Source organism: Streptomyces sp. DSM 116793 (assembly GCF_057320905.1).
The window spans coordinates 8,703,569-8,723,122 of the sequence record NZ_CM170494.1 but is presented as its reverse complement, the minus strand read 5'-3'; the positions used below and the strand labels follow the sequence as shown (position 1 = coordinate 8,723,122).

The window sequence follows — 19,554 nt, the reverse complement described above, 5'->3', positions numbered from 1 at the left end:
GCCCCGGTCGGCAAGTGCCCTCAGGTCAGGACGAATGTCAGGAGAATGCGATGTGCGGTATCACCGGCTGGATCTCGTTCGAACGTGACATGGCGAACGAGCGGCCCACGGTCGAGGCGATGACGTCCACCATGGCGTGCCGGGGGCCGGACGCGTCGGGTGTGTGGAGCCGGGGCCACGCCGCCGTCGGCCACCGGCGGCTCGGTGTCATCGACCTCGTGGGCGGGCGGCAGCCGATGACGTTCGAGACGTCCGGGGGCTCGATCGCGCTGGTCTACTCCGGCGAGGCCTACAACTTCCAGGAGCTGCGCACCGAACTGGCCGGTCGCGGCCATGTCTTCCGCACCTCCAGCGATACCGAGGTCGTCCTGCACGGATACCTGGAGTGGGGCGAGCGGGTCGCCGAACGTCTCAACGGGATGTACGCCTTCGCCGTCTGGGACGGGCGGGCCGAGAAGCTGGTCATGATCCGCGACCGGATGGGCGTCAAGCCCCTCTACTACCGGCCCACGCCGGACGGGGTGCTCTTCGGCTCCGAACCGAAGGCCATCCTGGCCAACCCCGCGGCCGCACGCCGGATCGAGACCGACGGCCTGCGGGAGATCCTGGCGTTCACGCACCGGCCCGGCTGGACGTTGTGGAAGGACATGCGTCAGGTCGAGCCCGGCACGGTCGTCACGGTGACCACCGAGGGCATCCGCACCAGGACGTACTGGAGGCTGGAGACCCGTCCGCACGAGGACGGCCGGGATACGACGGTGGCGACCGTACGGGAGCTGCTGTCCGATGCCGTGCACCGCCAACTGGTCGCCGACGTCCCGCTGTGCGTGCTGCTGTCCGGCGGTCTCGACTCCAGCGCCATCACCGGGATCGCGGCCTCGTTCCTGGCGGGCCGGGGCGAGCGACTGCGTACGTTCTCCGTGGACTTCGCCGGGCGGCAGGAGCATTTCGTCCCCGACGACATGCGGTCCACCACGGACGCGCCGTATGTGAGGGCCATGGCCACGCGTGCCGGCTCGGAGCACCGGGACATCCTGCTGGACGCCGAGGAGCTCACGGATCCCGCCGTCCGCCGTGCCGTGATCGCCGCTCGCGACAGTCCCGCGGGCCTGGGGGACATGGACACCTCCCTGTACCTCCTCTTCCGGGCGATCAAGACGGAGTCGACGGTGGCGCTCTCCGGAGAGGCCGCGGACGAGGTGTTCGGCGGCTACCGGTGGTTCCACAACGACACGGCGCTCAACACGAGCACCTTCCCCTGGCTCGTCCAGCGCGGCGTGCTGGACAGGACGCGGGGCATCCGCGCCGACGTCCTGGCCGAGCTGGACATCGAGCAGTACGTCGCCGACGAGTACGCGACCGCGGCGGCCTCGGTCGAGCACGTCCTCGGCGCGAGCCCGGCCGAGCGCCGGATGCGGGTGTTCAGCCATCTCCATCTCACCCGGCACGTCCGCATGCTGTTGGACCGCAAGGACCGCACGTCGATGGCCCTGGGCCTGGAGGTGCGCGTGCCCTTCTGCGACCACCGGCTCGTGGAGTACGTCTACAACGCCCCCTGGGCCCTGAAGTCCTTCGACGGCAGGGAGAAGAGCCTGCTCAGGCACGCCACCAGACACCTCCTGCCGGGCATGGTCGCGCTGCGTCCCAAGGCCCACTTCCCGTCCGTCCAGGACCCCGGCTACGCGAGGGAACTCCAGCGGCAGGCCAAGGAGATGCTGGTCGCCTCCGACAACTCCGCCTTCGCCCTGATCGACCGGGACTGGGTGGAGGAGGCCGCAGCCCTCGACCCGGAGGCGATCCCGATCCGTACGCGCCACGACCTGGACCGGGTCCTCGACATGTACCACTGGTTCGACCTGTACTCGCCGCACATCGGAGTAGGTGGATGACTACGCGACAGGAATCGGCGCCGCACCCGTGCGAGGCCACCGGCACCGCCCCGCGTCCGGGGCACCCCCGAGCACATGCGCCCGTGTCCGAGCGGCCGGGGGCACCGGCGGCCCGCCGCCTCGCGCCGTCCGACGAGTTCCATGTGTTCGACACCACCCTCCGTGACGGAGCGCAGCGCCAGGGCATCAGTCTGAGCGTCGACGACCGGCTGGAGATCGCGCGGCTGCTGGACGGGCTGGGGGTCGGCTTCATCGAGGGGGGCTGGCCTGGGTCGAACCCACGGGACACCGAGTTCTTCCGGCGCGCCGGAAAGGAGCTGGACCTCACGCACGCCCAGCTCGTGGCCTTCGGCTCGACCCGCAGGGCCCATGTGCCGGCCGCACGCGATCCGCAGGTCCAGGACCTGCTGGAGGCGGGCACCTCGGTGGTCACACTGGTGGCGAAGGCGGATCGGCGGCATGTGGAGCAGGCTCTGCGCACCTCCCCGGAGGAGAACCTCGCCATGATCGCCGACACGGTCTGCTACCTGCGGTCACAGGGCCGACGGGTCTTCGTCGACTGTGAGCACTTCTTCGACGGGTACCACGCCGACCCCGGCTACGCCCGGCAGGTGGTGCTGACCGCGCACCAGGCCGGGGCCTCCGTGGTCCTCCTGTGCGACACCAACGGCGGCACCTTACCGCCGCGGGTCCACGCCGTGGCCGGGTCCGTGCTCGCCGACACGGGCGTTAGGCTGGGGATCCACGCCCAGGACGACTCGGGCTGCGCGGTGGCCAACACGCTGGCGGCCGTGGACGCGGGCGTCACGCACGTACAGTGCACGGCCAACGGGTACGGCGAACGGGTCGGCAACGCGAACCTCTTCTCCGTGCTGGGCACGCTGGAGCTCAAGTACGACCGGCGCGTGCTGCCGGACGTAGCCCTGGCGGGGATGACACACGTCTCCGGGGCCATCGCCCGGCTGGCCCGCATGGAGCCGGTCAGCCATCAGCCGTACGTCGGCCTGTCGGCGTTCGCGCACAAGGCCGGGCTGCACGCGGCCGCCATCAGGACGGACCCCGATCTGTACCAGCACGTCACACCCGGGGCCGTGGGCAACTCCATGCGCATGCTGGTCTGCGAGATGGCGGGGCGGGCGTCGGTCGAGTTGAAGGCCCGCGAGCTCGGTTACGACCTCTCGGACGACCGTGAGCTGCTGGGACGGCTCACCCACCGGATCAAGCAGGGGGAGGCCGCCGGCCTCACCTACGAGATCGCCGACGCCTCCCTGGAACTGCTCATCCGCGCCGAACTGTGCGGGCCGGAGGACCGTCGCTTCTCCGTCGACTCCTGGTACACGTCCTCGGGCGTCGACGCCGACGGCACGCACCACGCCAACGCCCTGGTGACGGTGACGGTCGGAGACCGGAAGGTCGCCGCCACCGGCGGCGGCAGTGTGTGCGGCGCGCTCGACGACGCACTGCGTGCCGCCCTCGGCGGCACTTATCCGGCGGTGGGGCTGGTGTCGGTCGAGGACATCAGGATCGATGTCCTCGACGGCCGCGGCACCGCGGGGAACCCCGGCGCGCGTGCGCTGGTCACCATGGCGGACGGCGAGCGCAGGTGGTCCACCGTCGCGGTGGGCGGCGACAGGGACGAAGCCTGCTGGCAGGCGTTGTGCGAGGGGTACGCCTACGCCCTGGTGAAGCACGGGGCGGACCGCTGATGTGCCCTGACCCGGCCGGCGGAGACTCTCCGCGACGCGGGACGGGACGGGTGCCTCCCGGCGGACGAACCGGCCGTGAGGCACCCGGCGGCGGGCCGTCACAGCACGCCGCGCGACCTCAGCTCGGCACGCCTGCGCTCGTTAAGTCCCAGCTCGTCGAGCACGGCGTCGGTGTGCTCACCGAGCTCCGGGCCGAGCCACCGGGTGGCGCCCGGTGAGTGCTGGAACTTGGGGACTATTCCGGGGAACGTCACCTCCGCGGTCGTCTCCTCGGTCAGCGCCACGGGGTGCCTCTCCAGCATGTCCCGCGCACGGAAGTGCGGGTCGTGCACGATGTCCTCGACCGTGTAGATGGCCCCGCCGGGCACGCCGGCCTCCTCCAGCACACGCAGTACGGCCGCACGCGGGAGAGTCGCCGTCCACGCGCCGATGGCCTCGTCCAGTTCCGCCGTGCGGGCGACCCGGCCCGCGTTGTCCGCGAGCGAGGGGTCGGCCGCGAGGTCGGGGCGCCCCACCACCGCCATCAACCGTCGGTAGATCGCGTCCCCGTTGCCGCTGATGACCGCGAACGTGCCGTCCGCGCACCGATACGTGTTGGACGGCGCGATGCCGGGCAGTCCGCTGCCGGTGCGTTCGGGGGTGACGCCGAAGGCGTCGTAGTCGGGCACCAGGGACTCCAGCAGGGAGAACACCCCTTCATAAAGGGCCACATCCACGACGTCGCCGCCCCTTCCGAAGTCTCTCTTGGCCAGTCCCGCCTCGGAGGATGCGGGACGGCGTGGGAAGCGCTTTTCAACAGACCCGCCAGGGAGGCTTGAAGATGAATCCGTACGGTAAAGACACGGCAGATACAGGAAGCTCAGGGCAGGCTTCCTATCTTCGTTTTCCCGACATACACGGTGGGTCCGTCGTCTTCACCGCCGAACACGACGTGTGGACCGCCCCGCTCGACGGAGGGCGGGCCTGGCGGGCCACTTCGGATGGCGCGCCCGTGTCCCGCCCCAGGTTCTCGCCGGACGGCGCCTGGATCGCCTACACGTCGCTGCGTGACGGGGCGTCCGAGGTGTACCTGGCACCGGCCGACGGCGGAGAGGTCACTCGCCTCACCTACTGGGGCAGTCCCAGGACCTCGGTGTGCGGGTGGACTCCGGACGGCGAGATCCTCGTCACCACCACGCACGGCGAGGCCACGGTCCGCCGCACGTGGGCCTACGCCCTTCCCCCCACCGGAGGAACCGGACGGCGCCTGCCGTATGGACCGGTCAGCGATGTCTCCCCCGGCCCGGGCAACGCCGTTCTGATCGCCTCGGCGACGATGGGCCGCGATGCCAGCACCTGGAAGCGGTTCCGGGGCGGCATGGCCGGCAGGCTGTGGATCGACCGGGAAGGGGACGGTGCCTTCGAGCGGCTCCTGCCGGACCTCGACGGCAATGTGGAGTGCCCGATGTGGGTGCGCGACCGGGTGGCGTTCCTGTCGGACCACGAGGGCACGGGAGCCGTCTACTCCTGCCTCCCGGACGGGTCCCGGTTGCGCCGGCACACGGAACTCGGCGGGTTCTACGCACGGCATGCCGCGACGGACGGCGAGCGTGTCGTCTACTGCGCGGCGGGCGTACTGCACCTGCTCGACGGCCTGGACGCCACGCCCGTACCCCTCCCCGTGCGGCTGGGCGGTCAGCGCACGGAACGGGCCCCGTACCGGATCAGCGCCGCACGGTACCTGGGAGACGTCTGCCCGGATCACGACGGGCTCGGGCAGGCCGTAGAGGTGCGCGGCTCCCTCCACTGGCTCACGGGCGCCCGGGGACCCGCCCGCCTGATCGCTCACCGGCCGGACGTGCGGTGCCGGCTGCCCCGTGTCTTCCGGCGGGGGCACGACGGCGAGTCCATGCTGCTCTGGGTCACCGACGAGCTCGGCGACGACGCACTCGCCTGCGCTCCCGTCCACCCCTGTGGCGGGCCGGCGAGACACCGGGTCCTGACGGCCGGGGGGCTCGGCCGGGTGCTGGAGATGACGGTCGCGCCCGATGGCCGCGCGGCGGCGGTGGCCTGCGACGACGGCCGTGTCCTGCTGATCTCCACCGGGGACGGTGCCAGGCGCGAAGTGACGACCGGTGAGCACGGCGAGGCGACCGGCCTCGTGTTCTCGCCCGACTCCCGCTGGCTCGCCTGGTCGCATCCGGGCCCGGCTCCGCTGCGGCAGCTGTTGATCGCCGACACGGCGGACCTGGTGGTCTCCGAGGTGACACCGCTGCGGTTCAACGACTTCTCGCCCGCCTTCACCGCTGACGGCATGTACCTGGCCTTCCTGTCGGAGCGGGTCTTCGATCCGGCCTACGACACACAGTCCTTCGGGCTCTCCTTCCCGGTGGCCTGCCGCCCCCATCTCGTGGCCCTGGCCGGCACCACCCCGTCGCCCTTCGGCCCGCCGTACGAGCAGCGGGACCCGGCGGGCGCGGACCGGGACGGTGCCGGCGTGCCCGACGGGCCCTTCGTCGAAGTCGAGCGTGCCGGGCTCGGCGAGCGGGTGGAGCCCTTCCCCGTGGCGGCCGCCGAATACAGCACGCTCCAGGCCGGGCACGGAGCCGTCTTCTGGTTGCGGCATCCGAGGAGGACGGAGCTCGGGACCTCTCGCGAAGCCACGGGGCCGGGGCCCGAGGCACCGGTCCTGGAGCGGTTCCGCCTGCCGGGCCACGGCACGGTCGAGCAGCTCGACTCGGGTGTCACCGCCGTCCGCGTGTCGGGCAACGGGCGCCGGCTGCTGCTGAAGCGGGACGGTGAGCTGCGGGTGGCGGACGCGGACCGCGACGCGGGGACCGGCGCGTCCGTCCCCGTCGATCTGTCCTGTGTCGGGGTGACCGTCGAACCGGCTGCCGAGTGGCGGCAGATGTACGCGGAGGCCGGCCGCCTGATGCGGGACAACTTCTACCGCGCCGACATGCTGGGCGTCGACTGGGAGGAGGTCCTCGACCGCTACCGCCCCGTCCTCGAACGGGTGGCCACGCACGACGACCTCGTCGATCTGCTGTGGGAGGTGCAGGGCGAGCTCGCCACGTCGCACGCGTACGTCGGTCCGCAACTCGGCACGCCCGACGACGCCCGACGGCAGGGCATGCTCGGTGCGGACATCTCCCGGGACGAGCACGGCGTCTGGCGGATCGACCGGGTGCTGCCCACGGAGAGCTCCGATCCCGCGGCCCGGTCTCCTCTGGCGGCCTCAGGGGTCCGCATAACCGGCGGTGAGGCGATCCTCGCCGTCGGCGGACGGCCGGTGGACCCGGCCCGGGGACCGGCGCCACTGCTCACGGGCACGGCCGGACGGCCCGTCGAACTCACCGTCGCCGCCGAAGGCGGTGCGCCCCGCGACGTCGTGGTGGTTCCGCTGGCCACCGAGGAACCGCTGCGCTACCACGACTGGGTGGGCGGCCGCCGCGCGCGGGTCCGGCGCCGGTCCGGTGGACGCCTCGGCTACCTGCACGTGCCGGACATGATGGGCGAGGGCTGGGCCCAGCTGCACCGGGACCTGCGGGTCGAAACGGCGTACGACGGCCTGATCGTGGACGTGCGGGAGAACCGCGGGGGCCGTTGTTCCCAGTTGGTGCTCGAACGGCTGGCTCGGCCGATCGTGGGGTGGAGCGCGTCCCGCAGGGCCCTTCCGGTCAGCTATCCCCGGTCGGCTCCCCGCGGCCCGGTCGTGGTGGTCTGCAACGAGTTCTCCGGATCCGACGCCGAGATCTTCTGTGCGGCCTTCCAGGCGCGCGGACTCGGCCCGGTCGTCGGCACCCGTACGTCGGGCGGTGTGATCGGCATCGACCTCAAGTACACGCTTGTCGACGGCACGGGAGTCACCCAGCCCAAGGTCGGTACCTGGTCCGAGCTGTACGGCTGGGACATCGAGAATCGCGGGATCGACCCGGATGTGGTGGTCGTGCAGACCCCCCAGGACTGGGCCGCGGACCGCGATCCCCAGTTGGACACGGCGGTCGACGTGGCCTTGGAGAAGCTGGTGAAGTCGCCCGCCAGGACCGCGCCCCGGTGACCGGCCCGCAGGTGCGGCGGGAGCGCCGCGCACCGCCGCCTCCCTCTGGAGCCCATGCCCATGCCCATGCCCATGCGAATTCTATCTCCCGTCTACTCCCCCGGATGAAGATCGATGAGGACGTTTCCAGTCAGGAGTATCCGACCTCATATCGTCACGGGAATTCTTGCTGCGGAGAGGGCTTCATGTCGGGAATAGCTGGGTGGGTGGACCACACCCGCGATCTGGAGAACGAAGGGCCCGCAGCCGTGCGTATGGCGGAGGATCTCCACACCCGCGGGCAGCGCGCGGGCGGTGTGTGGCTGGGCCGGCACGCATGTCTGGCACTGCGGCCCGACCCGGTCTGGCCGGGCCGGGAGACACCGGCGACCTACGAGGTCGGGGGCCGCGTGGTGGCGGCGGCCGTTTGCGACGGTTACCTGCACAACGACGCATCTCTGCGGGACGCGAGCGGCGTAGTCGCGGATGACGACCATTCACCCGCCGACACGGTTCTCCACGCATACCTGCGCTGGGGGCCGGAATTCGTTGAGCGACTCGACGGCAGTTTTGCGTTCGCCGTCTGGGATGCCCGACGGGAAGAACTCGTTCTCGGGCGTGACCGGATGGGCATCAAGCCCCTCAGCTACGCGCTCGTCCCGCACGGGCTGGTCTTCGCCTCGGACCTGCCGACTCTGGTGAGGCATCCGCTGATCCGGCCGGTCGTGGATGTGGACTCCTTCCGCGCGCTCGTCACCCAGATTCGCCCGCCGGGTGACGGCGCGCTGCGCGGGATCCGCGAGGTGCGCGCCGGACACACGGTCCGTTTCTCCGCCGAGCGGGTTGCCGAACACCGGTACTGGAGTCTTGAGGCACACGAGCACACGCAGGGCCGAGACGAGACGCTCCAGAAGGCGAAGGAGCTGCTGGAGGCGTCCATCAGCCGGAACCTGCAGGGCATCCCCCCTGCCGTACTGCTCTCCGGGGGCCTCGACTCGAGCGTGCTGACCGGCCTCGTCGCGGGCAGGGCGGGCGGCCGGGTGACGCAGACCTTCACCGTCGCGTTCGGTGACGGCGCGGCGCCGATTCCCGATCGGCCCTACGCGGAGGAGGTGGTCCGTTTCTGGCAGACGGACCACGAGGAGATCGCGATCCGTCCTGCCGAACTCTCCGATCCGGCGACGTTGACGTCCGTGCTCTCCGCGAAGGACTATCCGACCCCCTTCGGCGACAAGAACATCAGTCCCTACCTCTTCGGACGCCGGGTCGCCGGGAAGACGCCCGCCGCGCTCAGCGGCGAAGGGGCCGACACGGTCTTCGGCGGGATCGGCGGTGTGATCGACGACCAACGCGAACTCAAGACGTTTCCCTGGGTGGAGACATACCAGGCCTTCGGCAGGACCCACGGCATCGGCACCGGCCTGTTCGACCCCGAACTACTGCGCACGACGGACACGATGGGCCATCTGGAGCGCATGTTCCGCGCTGCCCTCGACGAGGTTCCGCAGGTGCCGGGCGCGGCGCCCGCCGACCGCCTGAGCCGCCAGGTCGACTACCTGATCGTCACCCGCATGCTGGAGCAGGCGATCCAGCACTCGGAACGCCTGTCCGCCGCCGCGGGGCTCCAGGTGCGCTTCCCCTTCGCCGATCACAGGCTCTACTCCTACCTGTTCAACGTGCCCGCCCGCATCAAGTACTTCGACGGGCGGGAGAAGAGCGTCCTGAGGGCCATCGGTCAGAAGGTCGTGCCTGACTCGGTCCTCGCCCGGCGCAAGGTCGCCTACCCGGTCACGTTCGACAAGCGTTACAAGACGGCGCTCCAGCGGCGGTTGATCGCCGTGCTGGACGACTCGGCGGCGCCGGTGCGTCCGTTGATCGATGTCGAGGCGGCCAGGCGCGTCGCGAGCAGCCCGAAACTGTTCGACCGCGGCGGCTGGTTCGGCCGGGCGGACATCGAAATGGTTCTTCAACTCGACGCGTGGATGAAGTGGCTGGGCGTCCGCACGAGTCTGTAACCCCGCGCGCCTCCCCTTCTCGAGGTCTCGACGTCTCGAACAGAACGGTGACACCACACCATGCCGACTACCTCCGACAAGGCACCCACACTGTACGGACTCTTCGCCGAACGGGCCGCCGCCGCCCCGGACAGCGAGGCGGTACGCGACGAGCACACCTCGCTCACCTACGGTGAGCTGGCCCACCGGGTCGGTGTGCTCACCGCCGCCATCCAGGGGGAGGACCCCGGGCGCGGCAGCCGGATCGGCCTGTACCTGACCCGGGGCGTGGACCTGGTGGCCGCCGTCCTCGCCGTGGTCGCGGCCGGGTGCACCTATGTGCCGCTGGATCCCTCGTATCCCGTCCAGCGCGTGCGCTTCATGGCCGATGACAGCGGGATCGCCCTGGTCCTCAGCGACAGCGCACCGCCGGCGGGGCTGTTCGACGTGCCCGTGCTGCGGACGGACACCCTCGATCCGACCGGGCAGGCGCGTGCGGTGACCGCACCGGCGGACGACGACGAGGCGGCGGCGTACGTCATCTACACGTCGGGATCGACGGGGCGTCCCAAGGGGGTCGAGATCCCGCGGAAGAACGTCGTGGCGATGGTGCGAGGTGTCTGCTCCCGTTACGACTTCCTCCCCGGTGACGTGTGGACGCTCTTCCACTCCTACTGCTTCGACTTCTCGGTCTGGGAGATGTGGGGTGCCTTGGCGACCGGTGCCACGCTGGTGGTCGTCCCCGCCGAGACCGCGCTCTCGCCCCGCTCGACCGCCGAGCTGCTCGCGCGTGAGCGCGTCACCGTGATGAGCATCGTCCCCTCGGTGTTCCGCTACCTGGTGGGGGCGCTCCGGGCGAAGGCGGCGCCCCCGCTCCAGCTGCGCCGCATCATCTTCGGCGGCGAGTCGATCGAGGTCAGGGACATCAACGCGTGGCGGAGCCGCTACGGGGACGCCTGCCAGTTCGTGAACACGTACGGCATCACGGAGACGACCGTCTTCGTCACCACACGCACTCTGGGTCCCGAGGAACTGGCCGCCGACGACGGCGAGATGGCCAGGGATCTCGGGATCGCACTGCCGGGCTGGGAGTACCACGTGCTGGACCCCTCCGGCAGGCCCGTGGGCCGGGGCGAGACCGGGGAGATCTGGGTGACGGGGCGAGGAGTGGCGACCGGTTACCTGAACCGGCCGGAACTCACCGCGGAGCGGTTCACGCCGCTGTCCCTGCCGGGAGGTGTGACCACGCGCGCGTACCGGAGCGGCGACCTCGCCACCCGGACGCAGAACGACGTCCTGTGCTACGCGGGCCGCGCCGACGACCAGGTGAAGATCAACGGCTTCCGCATCGAACTGGGCGAGGTCGAACGCACGTTGCGGCGGCTGCCCGCGGTCCGGGACGCGGCGGTGGTGTACGGCCGCAGCAGGGTGGGCGGCCCCCTGCTCACGGCATACGTCGTGTCCGATGACGGCACCACGGGCGAGGAGATCGCCCGGCAGGCCGGGGAGGCGCTGCCGCGGCACATGGTGCCGGGGCGGTTCCACTGCCTGCCCCACCTGCCCAAGGGCGCCTCGGGCAAGACCGACCGGCGTGCGCTGGCGGACGCCGATCACCAGCCCGGGGAGCGCCTTCGTTCCCCGAGGAAGGAAGAAGTGTGACAACCAAGCCCCAGTGCTCGACACCTCTCTCGGTGAACCAGGAGGCCATGTGGGTCGCCTGGCAGGTGGAGCCCACGCAGTGGACGAACATCATTCCCACGCCGTTCTCCATCGACGGCACACTCGATCCCGCGCGGATCGCGCACGCGGTGCGTTCGGTCGGTGACGCCTTTCCGCAGCTGAGGGCACGGGTGGTGACCGAGGCCGGCGAGACCGCCCGGCTGGACTGGTCCGACGCGCCCGCCATCCCGGTACGGGAGACCACCACCTCGCTGGACCGCGACGAGGCGGTGCGGCGTGCCTGGCAGGTCCCCTTCGACCTGCGTCGCGGACCACTCGCACGGGTCGACCTGCTGCACGGGCCGGGCTACGACGTGCTCCTGCTGGCGGTGCACCACCTGGTGTTCGACGGCGCCTCGATCCTGCTCCTCCTCGAAGCGCTCCGGGACGCCTACGCGGGCGGGGAACCGGCCCGCGCACCCCAGGCGCCGCCCCTGGCGGAGCACGCCCGGCACACCCGCGCACTGACCCGGACGGCGCGCGGTGCCGAGCACCGGACGTTCTGGCAGGGGGTACTCGGCCCGGACACACCCGACCTCCCCCTGCCCACATCCGTCGACCTGCCTCAGTACACCGTACGGAGCGACCTGCTGCCCGACGGGCTCGCACGCGACCTCCGCACGGTCGCGTCCGGCCTCGGCGTCTCCTACGTGTCGGTCCTGATGTCGGGCTACTACGCACTGCTGCGGCGCTACAGCGGGGCGGACGACATCCTCTCCTTCCTGCCGTTCCACGGCCGCACCCTCGAATCGGCACGGCACCAGATCGGCTATTTCGTCAACCCGCTGCCCATCCGGTGCGAGGTCCGCGGCGACGACACCTACGCCGAGCTCGCCGGGCGGATCCACACCCGGGTACGGGAAGCCGTGCGGCACGGGGACCTGCCGCTGCCGGAGATCATGCGGACGGCACGCCTGACCGGTGCCGAGGCCCGGGAACGCACGCACCAGTCGGTGTTCCAGTTCTGGCACGCGGGCCTGCGGGACGGCGTGGACGTCCAGGACCTGCGCCTCGCCCACGCGGGCACCGGGGCGCGGCTGAGTCTGCTGGACATGGAGAGCAGTGCCGGCTTCACGCTGGCTGTGATGGTCCGCGAGGACAGCGCGGGAACCCACGTTCTGTGGAAGGACCCGACGGGTGCCATCGGGCCCACTCTGGTGGACTCCATGGCCACGGACTTCTTCACCGTGCTGCGGACGCTGGCGTCCGCGCCGCGCACGTGCCTGGTGGAGAAACTCGCGTCACCGCGCTCGGTCGGGGCCCCGGCCGAGCCGACCGCACCGGACGCGGACCCGCCGGTCCCCTCGGACGGTCGGGCTCTCGCCGACATGATCGCCGTGTGGGAGGAGGTTCTGGAGATCGAGGGGGTCACGCCGGCGGACTCCTTCTTCGAGCTGGGCGGCCACTCACTCCTCGCGGAGAGCCTGGTCCTCGCGGTCGCCGACCGGTTCGGCGCCGAGGTCTCGATGCTGACGCTCTTCGACAGCCCCCGGCTGCGGGATTTCACGGCGGCCGTTCTCGGCGCCTCCTCCCAGGCGTCCGCCCCCGCGCCGGCGCCCGCGGCCGCACACCGGTGCATGGTCGGGGACGAGCAGCGAGAATGGCGTGCGCTGCCGGCACGCATGAGCCTCGGAGTGCGGCGTCTGGAACGGGAGGACGGTTCCATCGGCTCCGAGGGCACCATCTGCAAGACCTACCACTTCCCGGAGTCCACGGTCGACGCCGAGCGGCTGGAGACGGCGGTGCGCCGGGCCGTGGCGGTCAACCCGGCGTTGCACAGCGTCTTCCGGAACGACGAGACGCTGGGCCCCCAGTACCGTGAGCGCTCTCTTCCCGCCGGTCTGGTGGCACACCTCGACATGGGGACCGGTACCTGGGAGGAGTTGACCGCCGCCGCTCAGCGGATCGCCGACGGCGAGGTGGCGCGGAAGGTGGACCTCCGCGAGAGCGACCTCGTCCATGTGGTGTGCCTGCGGAGACGAGGCCCGGGGTTCGCCCTCGTGGTCCGGGCCGACCACTCCGTGTGTGACGGGATGTCGTTCATCCGCTTCCTGGAGGACATCGCCGACGCCTACACGGCGAAGGACGGCGAGGAGTTCCACGCGTCGCACGCCCGGCCCTCCCTCGCCGCCGTGGCGGAGGCGGAGAAGGCCGTGCTCGCCGGGGAGAACGGTCAGGCGCTGCGCGCTGCCTGGCGCCGGCGGCTGCCCGCGGGGGTGCCGGAGGTGATGCTCAAGGACACCCGGCCCTGGCACGAGAACTCGCTGGAGGGACGCTCGTTCGACTCGTCGCTGGGCGCTGCCGCCTACCGACGTCACAGGACGGAGGCCAGCGCCCTGGGCGTGACGAGCTTCGCCCTCGGGGCCGCCAAGGTCCTGCACGCCATGCGCGCCGATGTCGTGGGCGACGAGCTGGCCTTCTTCTGCCCGTTCCCCGGACGCTTCGTCCCCGAGGCGAAGCAAGTGGTCGGCAACTTCACCAACCTGCTGCCCGTGGTCGTCGACGCGCCGCGCGACGCGGACCTGGTGACCACCGTGCGGTCCGTGCGGGAGGGCCTGCTGTGGACCCTGCTGCACCAGGGCCTGCCGTTCGCCGAGATCATGCGCGAGGTACGGGATGTGGACGCCACCGGCGAGGAACTGCCGCGCAAACGGCGCTCGGTGTTCCTCGCGGGCAATCCTCCGGAGCGCTTCACCCTCGAAGGGGAGACCGGACGGTTGCGTCTGCCCCGGATGAACAGCGCCCTCTTCGATGTCAGCCTGTGGCTCTCGGACACGGGCGAGGACCTGCGCTGCGGAGTGATCTACCGCGACTGCCTGCTGACCCGGACCACGGTCGAGACATGGCTGGACGCTCTGCGCATGCCCGTCACACTCGATCAGCCGGACCTTGTGGGGGCCGTGGGCGCTTAGGCGGCCCGCGTGGGCGGCGTGCGCCGCGACTGGCCCGCCGCCCCCGGCCCTCCGGGACGCCCGGCCGTCGGACGCCCTGGTCGGCGGCCGCCACGTGTCGCGGGCCGATTCCTCGGTGAGGTCCCACGCGGCGAGCTGGGCGGAGACGAGGTTCCGGGCCTGGGCGACGACGACCGGATCGGCCGGCAGGTCCCAAGTGGCGACGTGCATCTACTCCGTGCTCTTCCGTCCCAACCTCCGTGGCTCGTACCGTGAATGACGCGCGTCGAATCGCGTGCATGCACGAACGTGCAGGGTGATGGTGGGAGGGGGAGGCGATGCCGGAGCAGATCGGCCGGGCCGGTCCGGATGGTCCGGGCCTGCGGCGCGGGGCCGTCGGTTTGCGGGATGTCCTGTTCCAGAGCATCACGGCCATGGCGCCGGCCGCGGCAGTCGCCGCCTCCATTCCGTCGGGCGCGGCCTTCGCGGGCGGCAGCCTGCCCCTGTCCGTGCTGGTCGCGCTCGTCGCCTGCCTGTTCACGGCGTCCTGCGTGGCCGATCTCGCCCGGCAGCTGCCCGCCGCCGGCTCGGTGGCCACCTACACCGCGCAGGGTCTGCATCCGGCCGTGGGGTTCCTGGTCGGCTGGGGCTATGTGTTCGTGCAGGCGCTGGTCCCTCCCCTGCTGCTGCTTCAGCTCGGCTTCACCACGGCCGGCACGCTGCACGACGAGTGGTCCTCCTACCCGGTGGAGCTGTGGTGGCCATGGGCACTGGCGGGTGCGGTGATCATCGCAGCGGCGGGCTACTTCGGGGTGCGGGCCTCGGCCCGGTTCGGCACCGTGCTCGGCGTGTTCGAGGTGGCCGTCCTGCTGGTCTTCGCCGTGCTGCTGATCGTGAAGGCCGGCGGGGAGAACACGCTCTCGGTGTTCGGCACCTCCCACACACCGGCGGACCACAGAGGCATCAGCGGTGTGTTCGCGGGTTCGGTCTACACGGTGCTGGCGTTCTCCGGCTTCGAGGCGGCCGCCCCGCTCGCCGAGGAGACGAAGGACCCGCGGCGCACCATGCACCGCGCCGTGCTGGGGTCGGCACTCGGCATCGGGCTGTTCTACGTGGTGACGACCTATGCGATGACCGTGTTCTTCGGCGCTGACGACTTCGCCGGGTTCGGCGCCTCGGGGGCCGCGTCCTGGCAAGGGGTGGCCCGGACCTCGTTCGGGCTGTTCTGGGTGCTGGTGTTCCTCGCCGTCGTCAACTCCACGATCGCCAACGCCAACGCCAGCGCGAACGTCTCCACCCGCACCGCCTTCGCCCTGGGCCGTATCGGTGTCTTCCCCGGGCCGTTCGCACGGTTGCACGGGGTCCGGCTCTCGCCGGTGGCCGGTGTTGCGGCGCAGTTCGTGGTGGCGGTGGCCGTCATGCTGGGCCTGGGGTTCGGCTACGACCCGCAGACGGCCTTCCTGCTGCTCGCGACGGTGATCGTGACGGTCGTGATCGGCGTCTACATCCTCACCAACGCGGCGTGCGCCGGGTACTTCCTGCGCCGCAGGCGCACGGAGCTGCGCCCCGTGCGCCATCTGCTCTTCCCCGTGCTGGGCATCGCCGCCTTCGTGCCGGCGCTGTTCACGGCGGCGGGGCTGCCCGTGTTCGACTTCGTCTCCAAGCTGACGGCGCCCGTGTCGTACGCGGGCCCGATTGTGGGGCTCTGGCTGCTCGCCGGCGTCGTGGTGCTGGCCGTGCTGGCGAAACGCCACCCGGGGCGCATAGCCGAGACCGCCCGTGTTCACCTGGACGACGATCCCGTATCCGCCCCTGGACAGAGTGGAGCCGAGCTGCGATGAGCGACCCGCGGATTCTCACGGTGCGTCCCCGACCGGACGAATACGCCTGGACGTTCGGCGGTGCCCCGCCGGTGGCGCGTATCGCCCCGGGCACGGTTCTCGACCTCTTCACGGAGGACTGCTACGCCGGGCGGGTCAGGTCGGAGAAGGACCTGGTCTCCGAGGTCTGCGAGTTCCCGTTCCTGAACCCGCAGACGGGGCCCTTCCATGTGGAGGGCGCGGAGCCGGGCGACACACTGGCGGTGCACTTCGTCTCCGTCGAGCCCGCGCGCGACTGGGCGGCCTCGACGACGGTGCCGTTGTTCGGGGCGCTCACCTCCACGCACGCGACGGCCTCGCTACAGGCGCCGCTGCCCGAGCGGGTGTGGATCTGGCAGCTCGACCGGGAGAAGCGGACCGCGACGTTCTCCGCACGGGACGGCGGCTTCGAGAGGGAGTTGCCCATGGACCCGATGCACGGCACGGTCGGCGTGGCCCCCGCCAATCTGGAGGTGCGCTCGGCCCTGGTGCCCGATGCGCATGGCGGGAACATGGACACACCGGAGATGCGTGCCGGAGTGACGTGCTACCTCGGGGTGAACGTGGAAGGCGCCCAGGTGAGCCTCGGCGACGGGCATGCGCGGCAGGGCGAGGGCGAGACCTGTGGTGTGGCGGTCGAGTGCGCCATGAACACGGTGGTCATCGTGGACCTGCTCAAGGGGGTCGTCACACCCTGGCCGCGGCTGGAGTCCGACACGCACATCATGTCCACCGGGTCGGCCCGCCCGCTTGAGGACGCCTTCCGGATATCCCAGCTCGACCTGGTGCAGTGGCTGGTGAGGGACTACGGGTTCAGCGAGCTGGACGCCTATCAGTTCGCGTCACAGACCGTGGAGTCGCCGCTCGCCAACGTCTGCGACACCAACTACACCTGCGTGGCGAAGCTCCGCAAGGAGTGGCTGCCGGCGCGTGAGACCTACCGCGGAATACATGCACACCTGCGGGAGGCCGCGTCGGCGCTGTCCCTCTGACCCATCCCGGTCGATGCTGCCGCTTCGCCGCTCCTCCCGCCGTCCTGCCCCACCCTGACCCGCCTGGGCACCATCGGCCGGCCACCCGGCTGCCCGGGCGGGACCGGAGCACGGGGCCGGGATCCAGCCATCTGGCCGGCCACAGCCCAGGATTCCAGCCCCTCTGGCCAGCCCTGACCCGGGATCCAGCCGCACTGTCCGCACCGGCTGCTCCGCCCGCTCCAGACGCTCCACCTGCTCCACCCGCTGCCTGTACCGTCCGCTTCAGCCACTCCACCCGCTCCTGACCGCCCGCTTCAGCCGCTCATTCCCTTCCGACTGCTCCACCCGTTCGAACAGCCCCACCCGCTCCAACCGCCCCATCCGCTCCGGTGCAGTGCATGCACTGCACTGCACGGAGTGCATCCGCACCACCCCGCTCCACCGTGCAGTTCGCTCCCTTTCCGCTGTTCCCCCACCGAGAGGTAGGCCAGCAATGGAACGAGCAAGACCCTCCCTCAGCCGGCGCCGGTTGCTCCAAGGCGCCGCTCTCGCCGCGGTGCCCACCGCACTGCTCAGCGAGGAGCCCGCCCTCGCCGATGCGCAGGCGGTCGACTACCCGGCGGCCGAGTCGCGCCCCGCCAGCACGTCCAACTACACCGCGTCCAGCCGCCCGACCAGCTACCCCATCGACCATGTGGTCATCCACGTCACCCAGGAGACGTGGGACGACGCCATAGGGATCTTCCAGGACCCGACCGCGGCGGTGTCGGCCCACTACGTGGTGCGCTCGCGGGACGGCCACATCGCCCAGTGCGTCCGCGAGCACGACATCGCCTGGCACGCCGGGAACTGGGACTACAACACGCGCAGCATCGGGATCGAACACGAGGGCTGGGTGGACCAGCCGGAGTACTTCACGGACGCGCTCTACCAGCAGTCGGCGCTGCTGACCGCGGCGATCTGCACCAAGTACCGCATCCCGATCAACCGCGGCTACATCATCGGTCACCGTGAGGTCCCCGGGGCGACCCACACCGACCCCGGCCCCTACTGGGACTGGGACAAGTACCTGAATCTCATCATCCAGGCGGCGCAGCGGGCGCGCTGACGGCCCGGGCCTGGTCCCCGGGCGGTGGCCGCCTGCCGGCGGCCGCCGCCCGGGGCGGGCCCTGGACGGCCGGCACCCGGGTCAGGGACGGGCGGGGCACATCCGGTTCAGGGGTTGAGGCGGCTGACGATGTCCGCGGTGGCGGTCAGCCCCTCCTGGATGGTCGGGGCCATGCTGGTGCTGGACAGGTAGAAGCCGAGCAGCGCGCACACCACGGCGTGCGACATCTTCAGCGTGCCGTTGCGCACGAAGATCACGGCAAGGATCAGCAACAGCAGCACCGCGGAGATGGAAATCGCCATCGTCACCCTCCAGGGCCATGCCGACACCCATGGCCTTCGGCCGTAAGTGTGGCGCAGCGCGGGCTCCGTCCGGGCGAGCGGCATGTCCTCCGAACGTGTATGACTTCGGGTGACGGCGGCGGGGCCCCGGGAGCCGCGTCACCGTGCCGGCGCGCGCCCCGGCTATCCGGTTGCGTGAGCGGTGAGGAACTCCTCCAGGCCGGCCAGGTCGTCGGTGTTCAGCAGGTCGGTGCCGGCGGCCAGCAGTTCCGTCCACAGGGCGTCACGGGCGGGGCCGGGAGTGTCGGGGGTGGCCCAGAAGCGCACGCGCTGCCCGTGGGCGTGGGCGGTGCGGACCATCCGGCGCAGGGCGGCGCGTTCCGCGGCGGGGATCGGACCGGTGCCTCGCCAGGTGAACATCGTCGTCCAGTCCTCGCTGATCAGCGGGATGAACGAGGCGGGGGCGCCGCCCAGGTCGGTGCCGCGTCCGTCGTAGAAGGCGTGGCGGACCTGCTGGGACTCCATCGGGGCGCGCGCGGCGCGGTCACCGGAGACGACCGCGGTGACCGGTCCGCGGCGGACCGCGCCCTGGGCGTAGGTGGTGAGGATCCGCTGATAGCGCCGGAGGTGGCGGGCGAGTGCCAGGTAGGTCGCGGCGCCCTCGGTCTTGATGTCGATCAGCAGGTGCAGCGGGGTGCGCCGGCCTTCGTACACCCAGCCGTGGTGGTCCGTGATCCTGGCGAGGAGGGGGGCGAGGTAGAGCGATTCGAGGGTGCGGGCAGGGTCGAGGTCCGCGGCATCGTGGGCGACGAGCAACTGGCCGTCCACCAGGTGGATGTCGGCCTCGACGCTGCCGAACCGGTGGTCGAGAGCGTCGAGCAGGGGGCGGGGGTGGTCGTAGTCGTTGTGGGCGTGCGCGTGGATCAGCGGGCGGGGGCCGCGGGCGCGGGCGTGCGCTTGGGCGGTCCCGGTGGGGAGTGTGCTGCACGCAAGGGCGGTGCCCAGGGTGGTGAGGGCTCCGCGGCGGGTGATGAGGGCCATGCGCTGCCTCCCTGGAGGTGGCGTACGGGACCTCAGCGAGTATGGGGCGCCGGAGGCCGGCGGGGCGGCGGTCC

At 71.2% G+C, this 19,554-nt stretch carries 12 protein-coding genes; 9 read left to right on the top strand and 3 right to left on the bottom strand.

The features are described 5' to 3' along the window. Nucleotides 1-50 precede the first annotated feature (50 nt). Both asnB and cimA read left to right on the top strand, forming a co-directional pair. Nucleotides 51-1,889 carry an asparagine synthase (glutamine-hydrolyzing) gene (asnB, locus tag ACSMXW_RS34440; protein WP_485802177.1) on the top strand — a complete coding sequence of 613 codons (1,839 nt, stop codon included), beginning with the start codon at nucleotides 51-53 and terminating at the stop codon, nucleotides 1,887-1,889. Beyond that, entirely contained in the window at nucleotides 1,886-3,595 is a 1,710-nt protein-coding gene (cimA, locus tag ACSMXW_RS34435; protein ID WP_485802175.1) for a citramalate synthase, read from the top strand. The genes asnB and cimA overlap by 4 nt, the downstream gene beginning before the upstream one ends. Before the next feature lie 98 nt (nucleotides 3,596-3,693). Here cimA and ACSMXW_RS34430 read toward each other — a convergent pair whose 3' ends face one another. Beyond that, nucleotides 3,694-4,347 (bottom strand): CoA transferase, encoded by a 654-nt coding sequence (locus ACSMXW_RS34430; RefSeq protein ID WP_485808489.1) that lies wholly within the window; start codon nucleotides 4,345-4,347, stop codon nucleotides 3,694-3,696. 68 nt (nucleotides 4,348-4,415) lie between these two features. Here ACSMXW_RS34430 and ACSMXW_RS34425 point away from each other — a divergent pair, with 68 nt between their 5' ends. The 7 genes from ACSMXW_RS34425 to ACSMXW_RS34395 all read left to right on the top strand — a co-directional run bounded on the left by ACSMXW_RS34425 (nucleotide 4,416) and on the right by ACSMXW_RS34395 (nucleotide 18,158). Next, entirely contained in the window at nucleotides 4,416-7,634 is a 3,219-nt protein-coding gene (locus tag ACSMXW_RS34425) for a S41 family peptidase (protein ID WP_485802173.1), read from the top strand. Nucleotides 7,635-7,819: 185 nt separating this feature from the next. Further along, nucleotides 7,820-9,628 (top strand): asparagine synthetase B family protein, encoded by a 1,809-nt coding sequence (locus ACSMXW_RS34420; protein ID WP_485802171.1) that lies wholly within the window; start codon nucleotides 7,820-7,822, stop codon nucleotides 9,626-9,628. Between the two features lie 60 nt (nucleotides 9,629-9,688). Continuing rightward, on the top strand, nucleotides 9,689-11,266 hold the full coding sequence (locus ACSMXW_RS34415; protein ID WP_485802169.1) for an amino acid adenylation domain-containing protein: 1,578 nt from the start codon (nucleotides 9,689-9,691) through the stop codon (nucleotides 11,264-11,266). Beyond that, entirely contained in the window at nucleotides 11,263-14,238 is a 2,976-nt protein-coding gene (locus ACSMXW_RS34410; RefSeq protein WP_485802167.1) for a condensation domain-containing protein, read from the top strand. The genes ACSMXW_RS34415 and ACSMXW_RS34410 overlap by 4 nt, the downstream gene beginning before the upstream one ends. A gap of 317 nt (nucleotides 14,239-14,555) precedes the next feature. Further along, entirely contained in the window at nucleotides 14,556-16,058 is a 1,503-nt protein-coding gene (locus ACSMXW_RS34405) for an APC family permease (RefSeq protein ID WP_485802165.1), read from the top strand. Continuing rightward, nucleotides 16,055-17,068, top strand: coding sequence for an acetamidase/formamidase family protein (locus tag ACSMXW_RS34400; protein ID WP_485802163.1), 1,014 nt, complete (start codon nucleotides 16,055-16,057; stop codon nucleotides 17,066-17,068). The genes ACSMXW_RS34405 and ACSMXW_RS34400 overlap by 4 nt, the downstream gene beginning before the upstream one ends. Nucleotides 17,069-17,543: 475 nt before the next feature. After that, nucleotides 17,544-18,158 carry an N-acetylmuramoyl-L-alanine amidase gene (locus ACSMXW_RS34395; RefSeq protein ID WP_485802161.1) on the top strand — a complete coding sequence of 205 codons (615 nt, stop codon included), beginning with the start codon at nucleotides 17,544-17,546 and terminating at the stop codon, nucleotides 18,156-18,158. Between the two features lie 107 nt (nucleotides 18,159-18,265). Here the strand turns inward: ACSMXW_RS34395 and ACSMXW_RS34390 are convergent, their stop codons facing one another. Continuing rightward, nucleotides 18,266-18,460: a hypothetical protein gene (locus ACSMXW_RS34390; protein WP_485802159.1), complete on the bottom strand. Its 195-nt coding sequence runs from the start codon at nucleotides 18,458-18,460 to the stop codon at nucleotides 18,266-18,268. A 162-nt stretch (nucleotides 18,461-18,622) separates the two neighbouring features. Continuing rightward, on the bottom strand, nucleotides 18,623-19,480 hold the full coding sequence (locus ACSMXW_RS34385) for a phosphatidylinositol-specific phospholipase C/glycerophosphodiester phosphodiesterase family protein (protein WP_485802157.1): 858 nt from the start codon (nucleotides 19,478-19,480) through the stop codon (nucleotides 18,623-18,625). Between the last annotated feature and the right edge of the window lie 74 nt (nucleotides 19,481-19,554).

What these genes read in the sequence shown, in the direction of transcription:
- ACSMXW_RS34415 (WP_485802169.1), top strand. Translation starts at nt 9,689, where the DNA reads ATGCCGACTACCTCCGACAAGGCACCCACACTGTACGGACTCTTCGCC.
- ACSMXW_RS34395 (WP_485802161.1), top strand. Translation starts at nt 17,544, where the DNA reads ATGGAACGAGCAAGACCCTCCCTCAGCCGGCGCCGGTTGCTCCAAGGC.
- cimA (WP_485802175.1), top strand. Translation starts at nt 1,886, where the DNA reads ATGACTACGCGACAGGAATCGGCGCCGCACCCGTGCGAGGCCACCGGC.
- ACSMXW_RS34390 (WP_485802159.1), bottom strand. Translation starts at nt 18,460, where the DNA reads ATGGCGATTTCCATCTCCGCGGTGCTGCTGTTGCTGATCCTTGCCGTG.
- ACSMXW_RS34405 (WP_485802165.1), top strand. Translation starts at nt 14,556, where the DNA reads ATGCCGGAGCAGATCGGCCGGGCCGGTCCGGATGGTCCGGGCCTGCGG.
- ACSMXW_RS34400 (WP_485802163.1), top strand. Translation starts at nt 16,055, where the DNA reads ATGAGCGACCCGCGGATTCTCACGGTGCGTCCCCGACCGGACGAATAC.
- ACSMXW_RS34385 (WP_485802157.1), bottom strand. Translation starts at nt 19,480, where the DNA reads ATGGCCCTCATCACCCGCCGCGGAGCCCTCACCACCCTGGGCACCGCC.
- ACSMXW_RS34420 (WP_485802171.1), top strand. Translation starts at nt 7,820, where the DNA reads ATGTCGGGAATAGCTGGGTGGGTGGACCACACCCGCGATCTGGAGAAC.
- ACSMXW_RS34425 (WP_485802173.1), top strand. Translation starts at nt 4,416, where the DNA reads ATGAATCCGTACGGTAAAGACACGGCAGATACAGGAAGCTCAGGGCAG.
- asnB (WP_485802177.1), top strand. Translation starts at nt 51, where the DNA reads ATGTGCGGTATCACCGGCTGGATCTCGTTCGAACGTGACATGGCGAAC.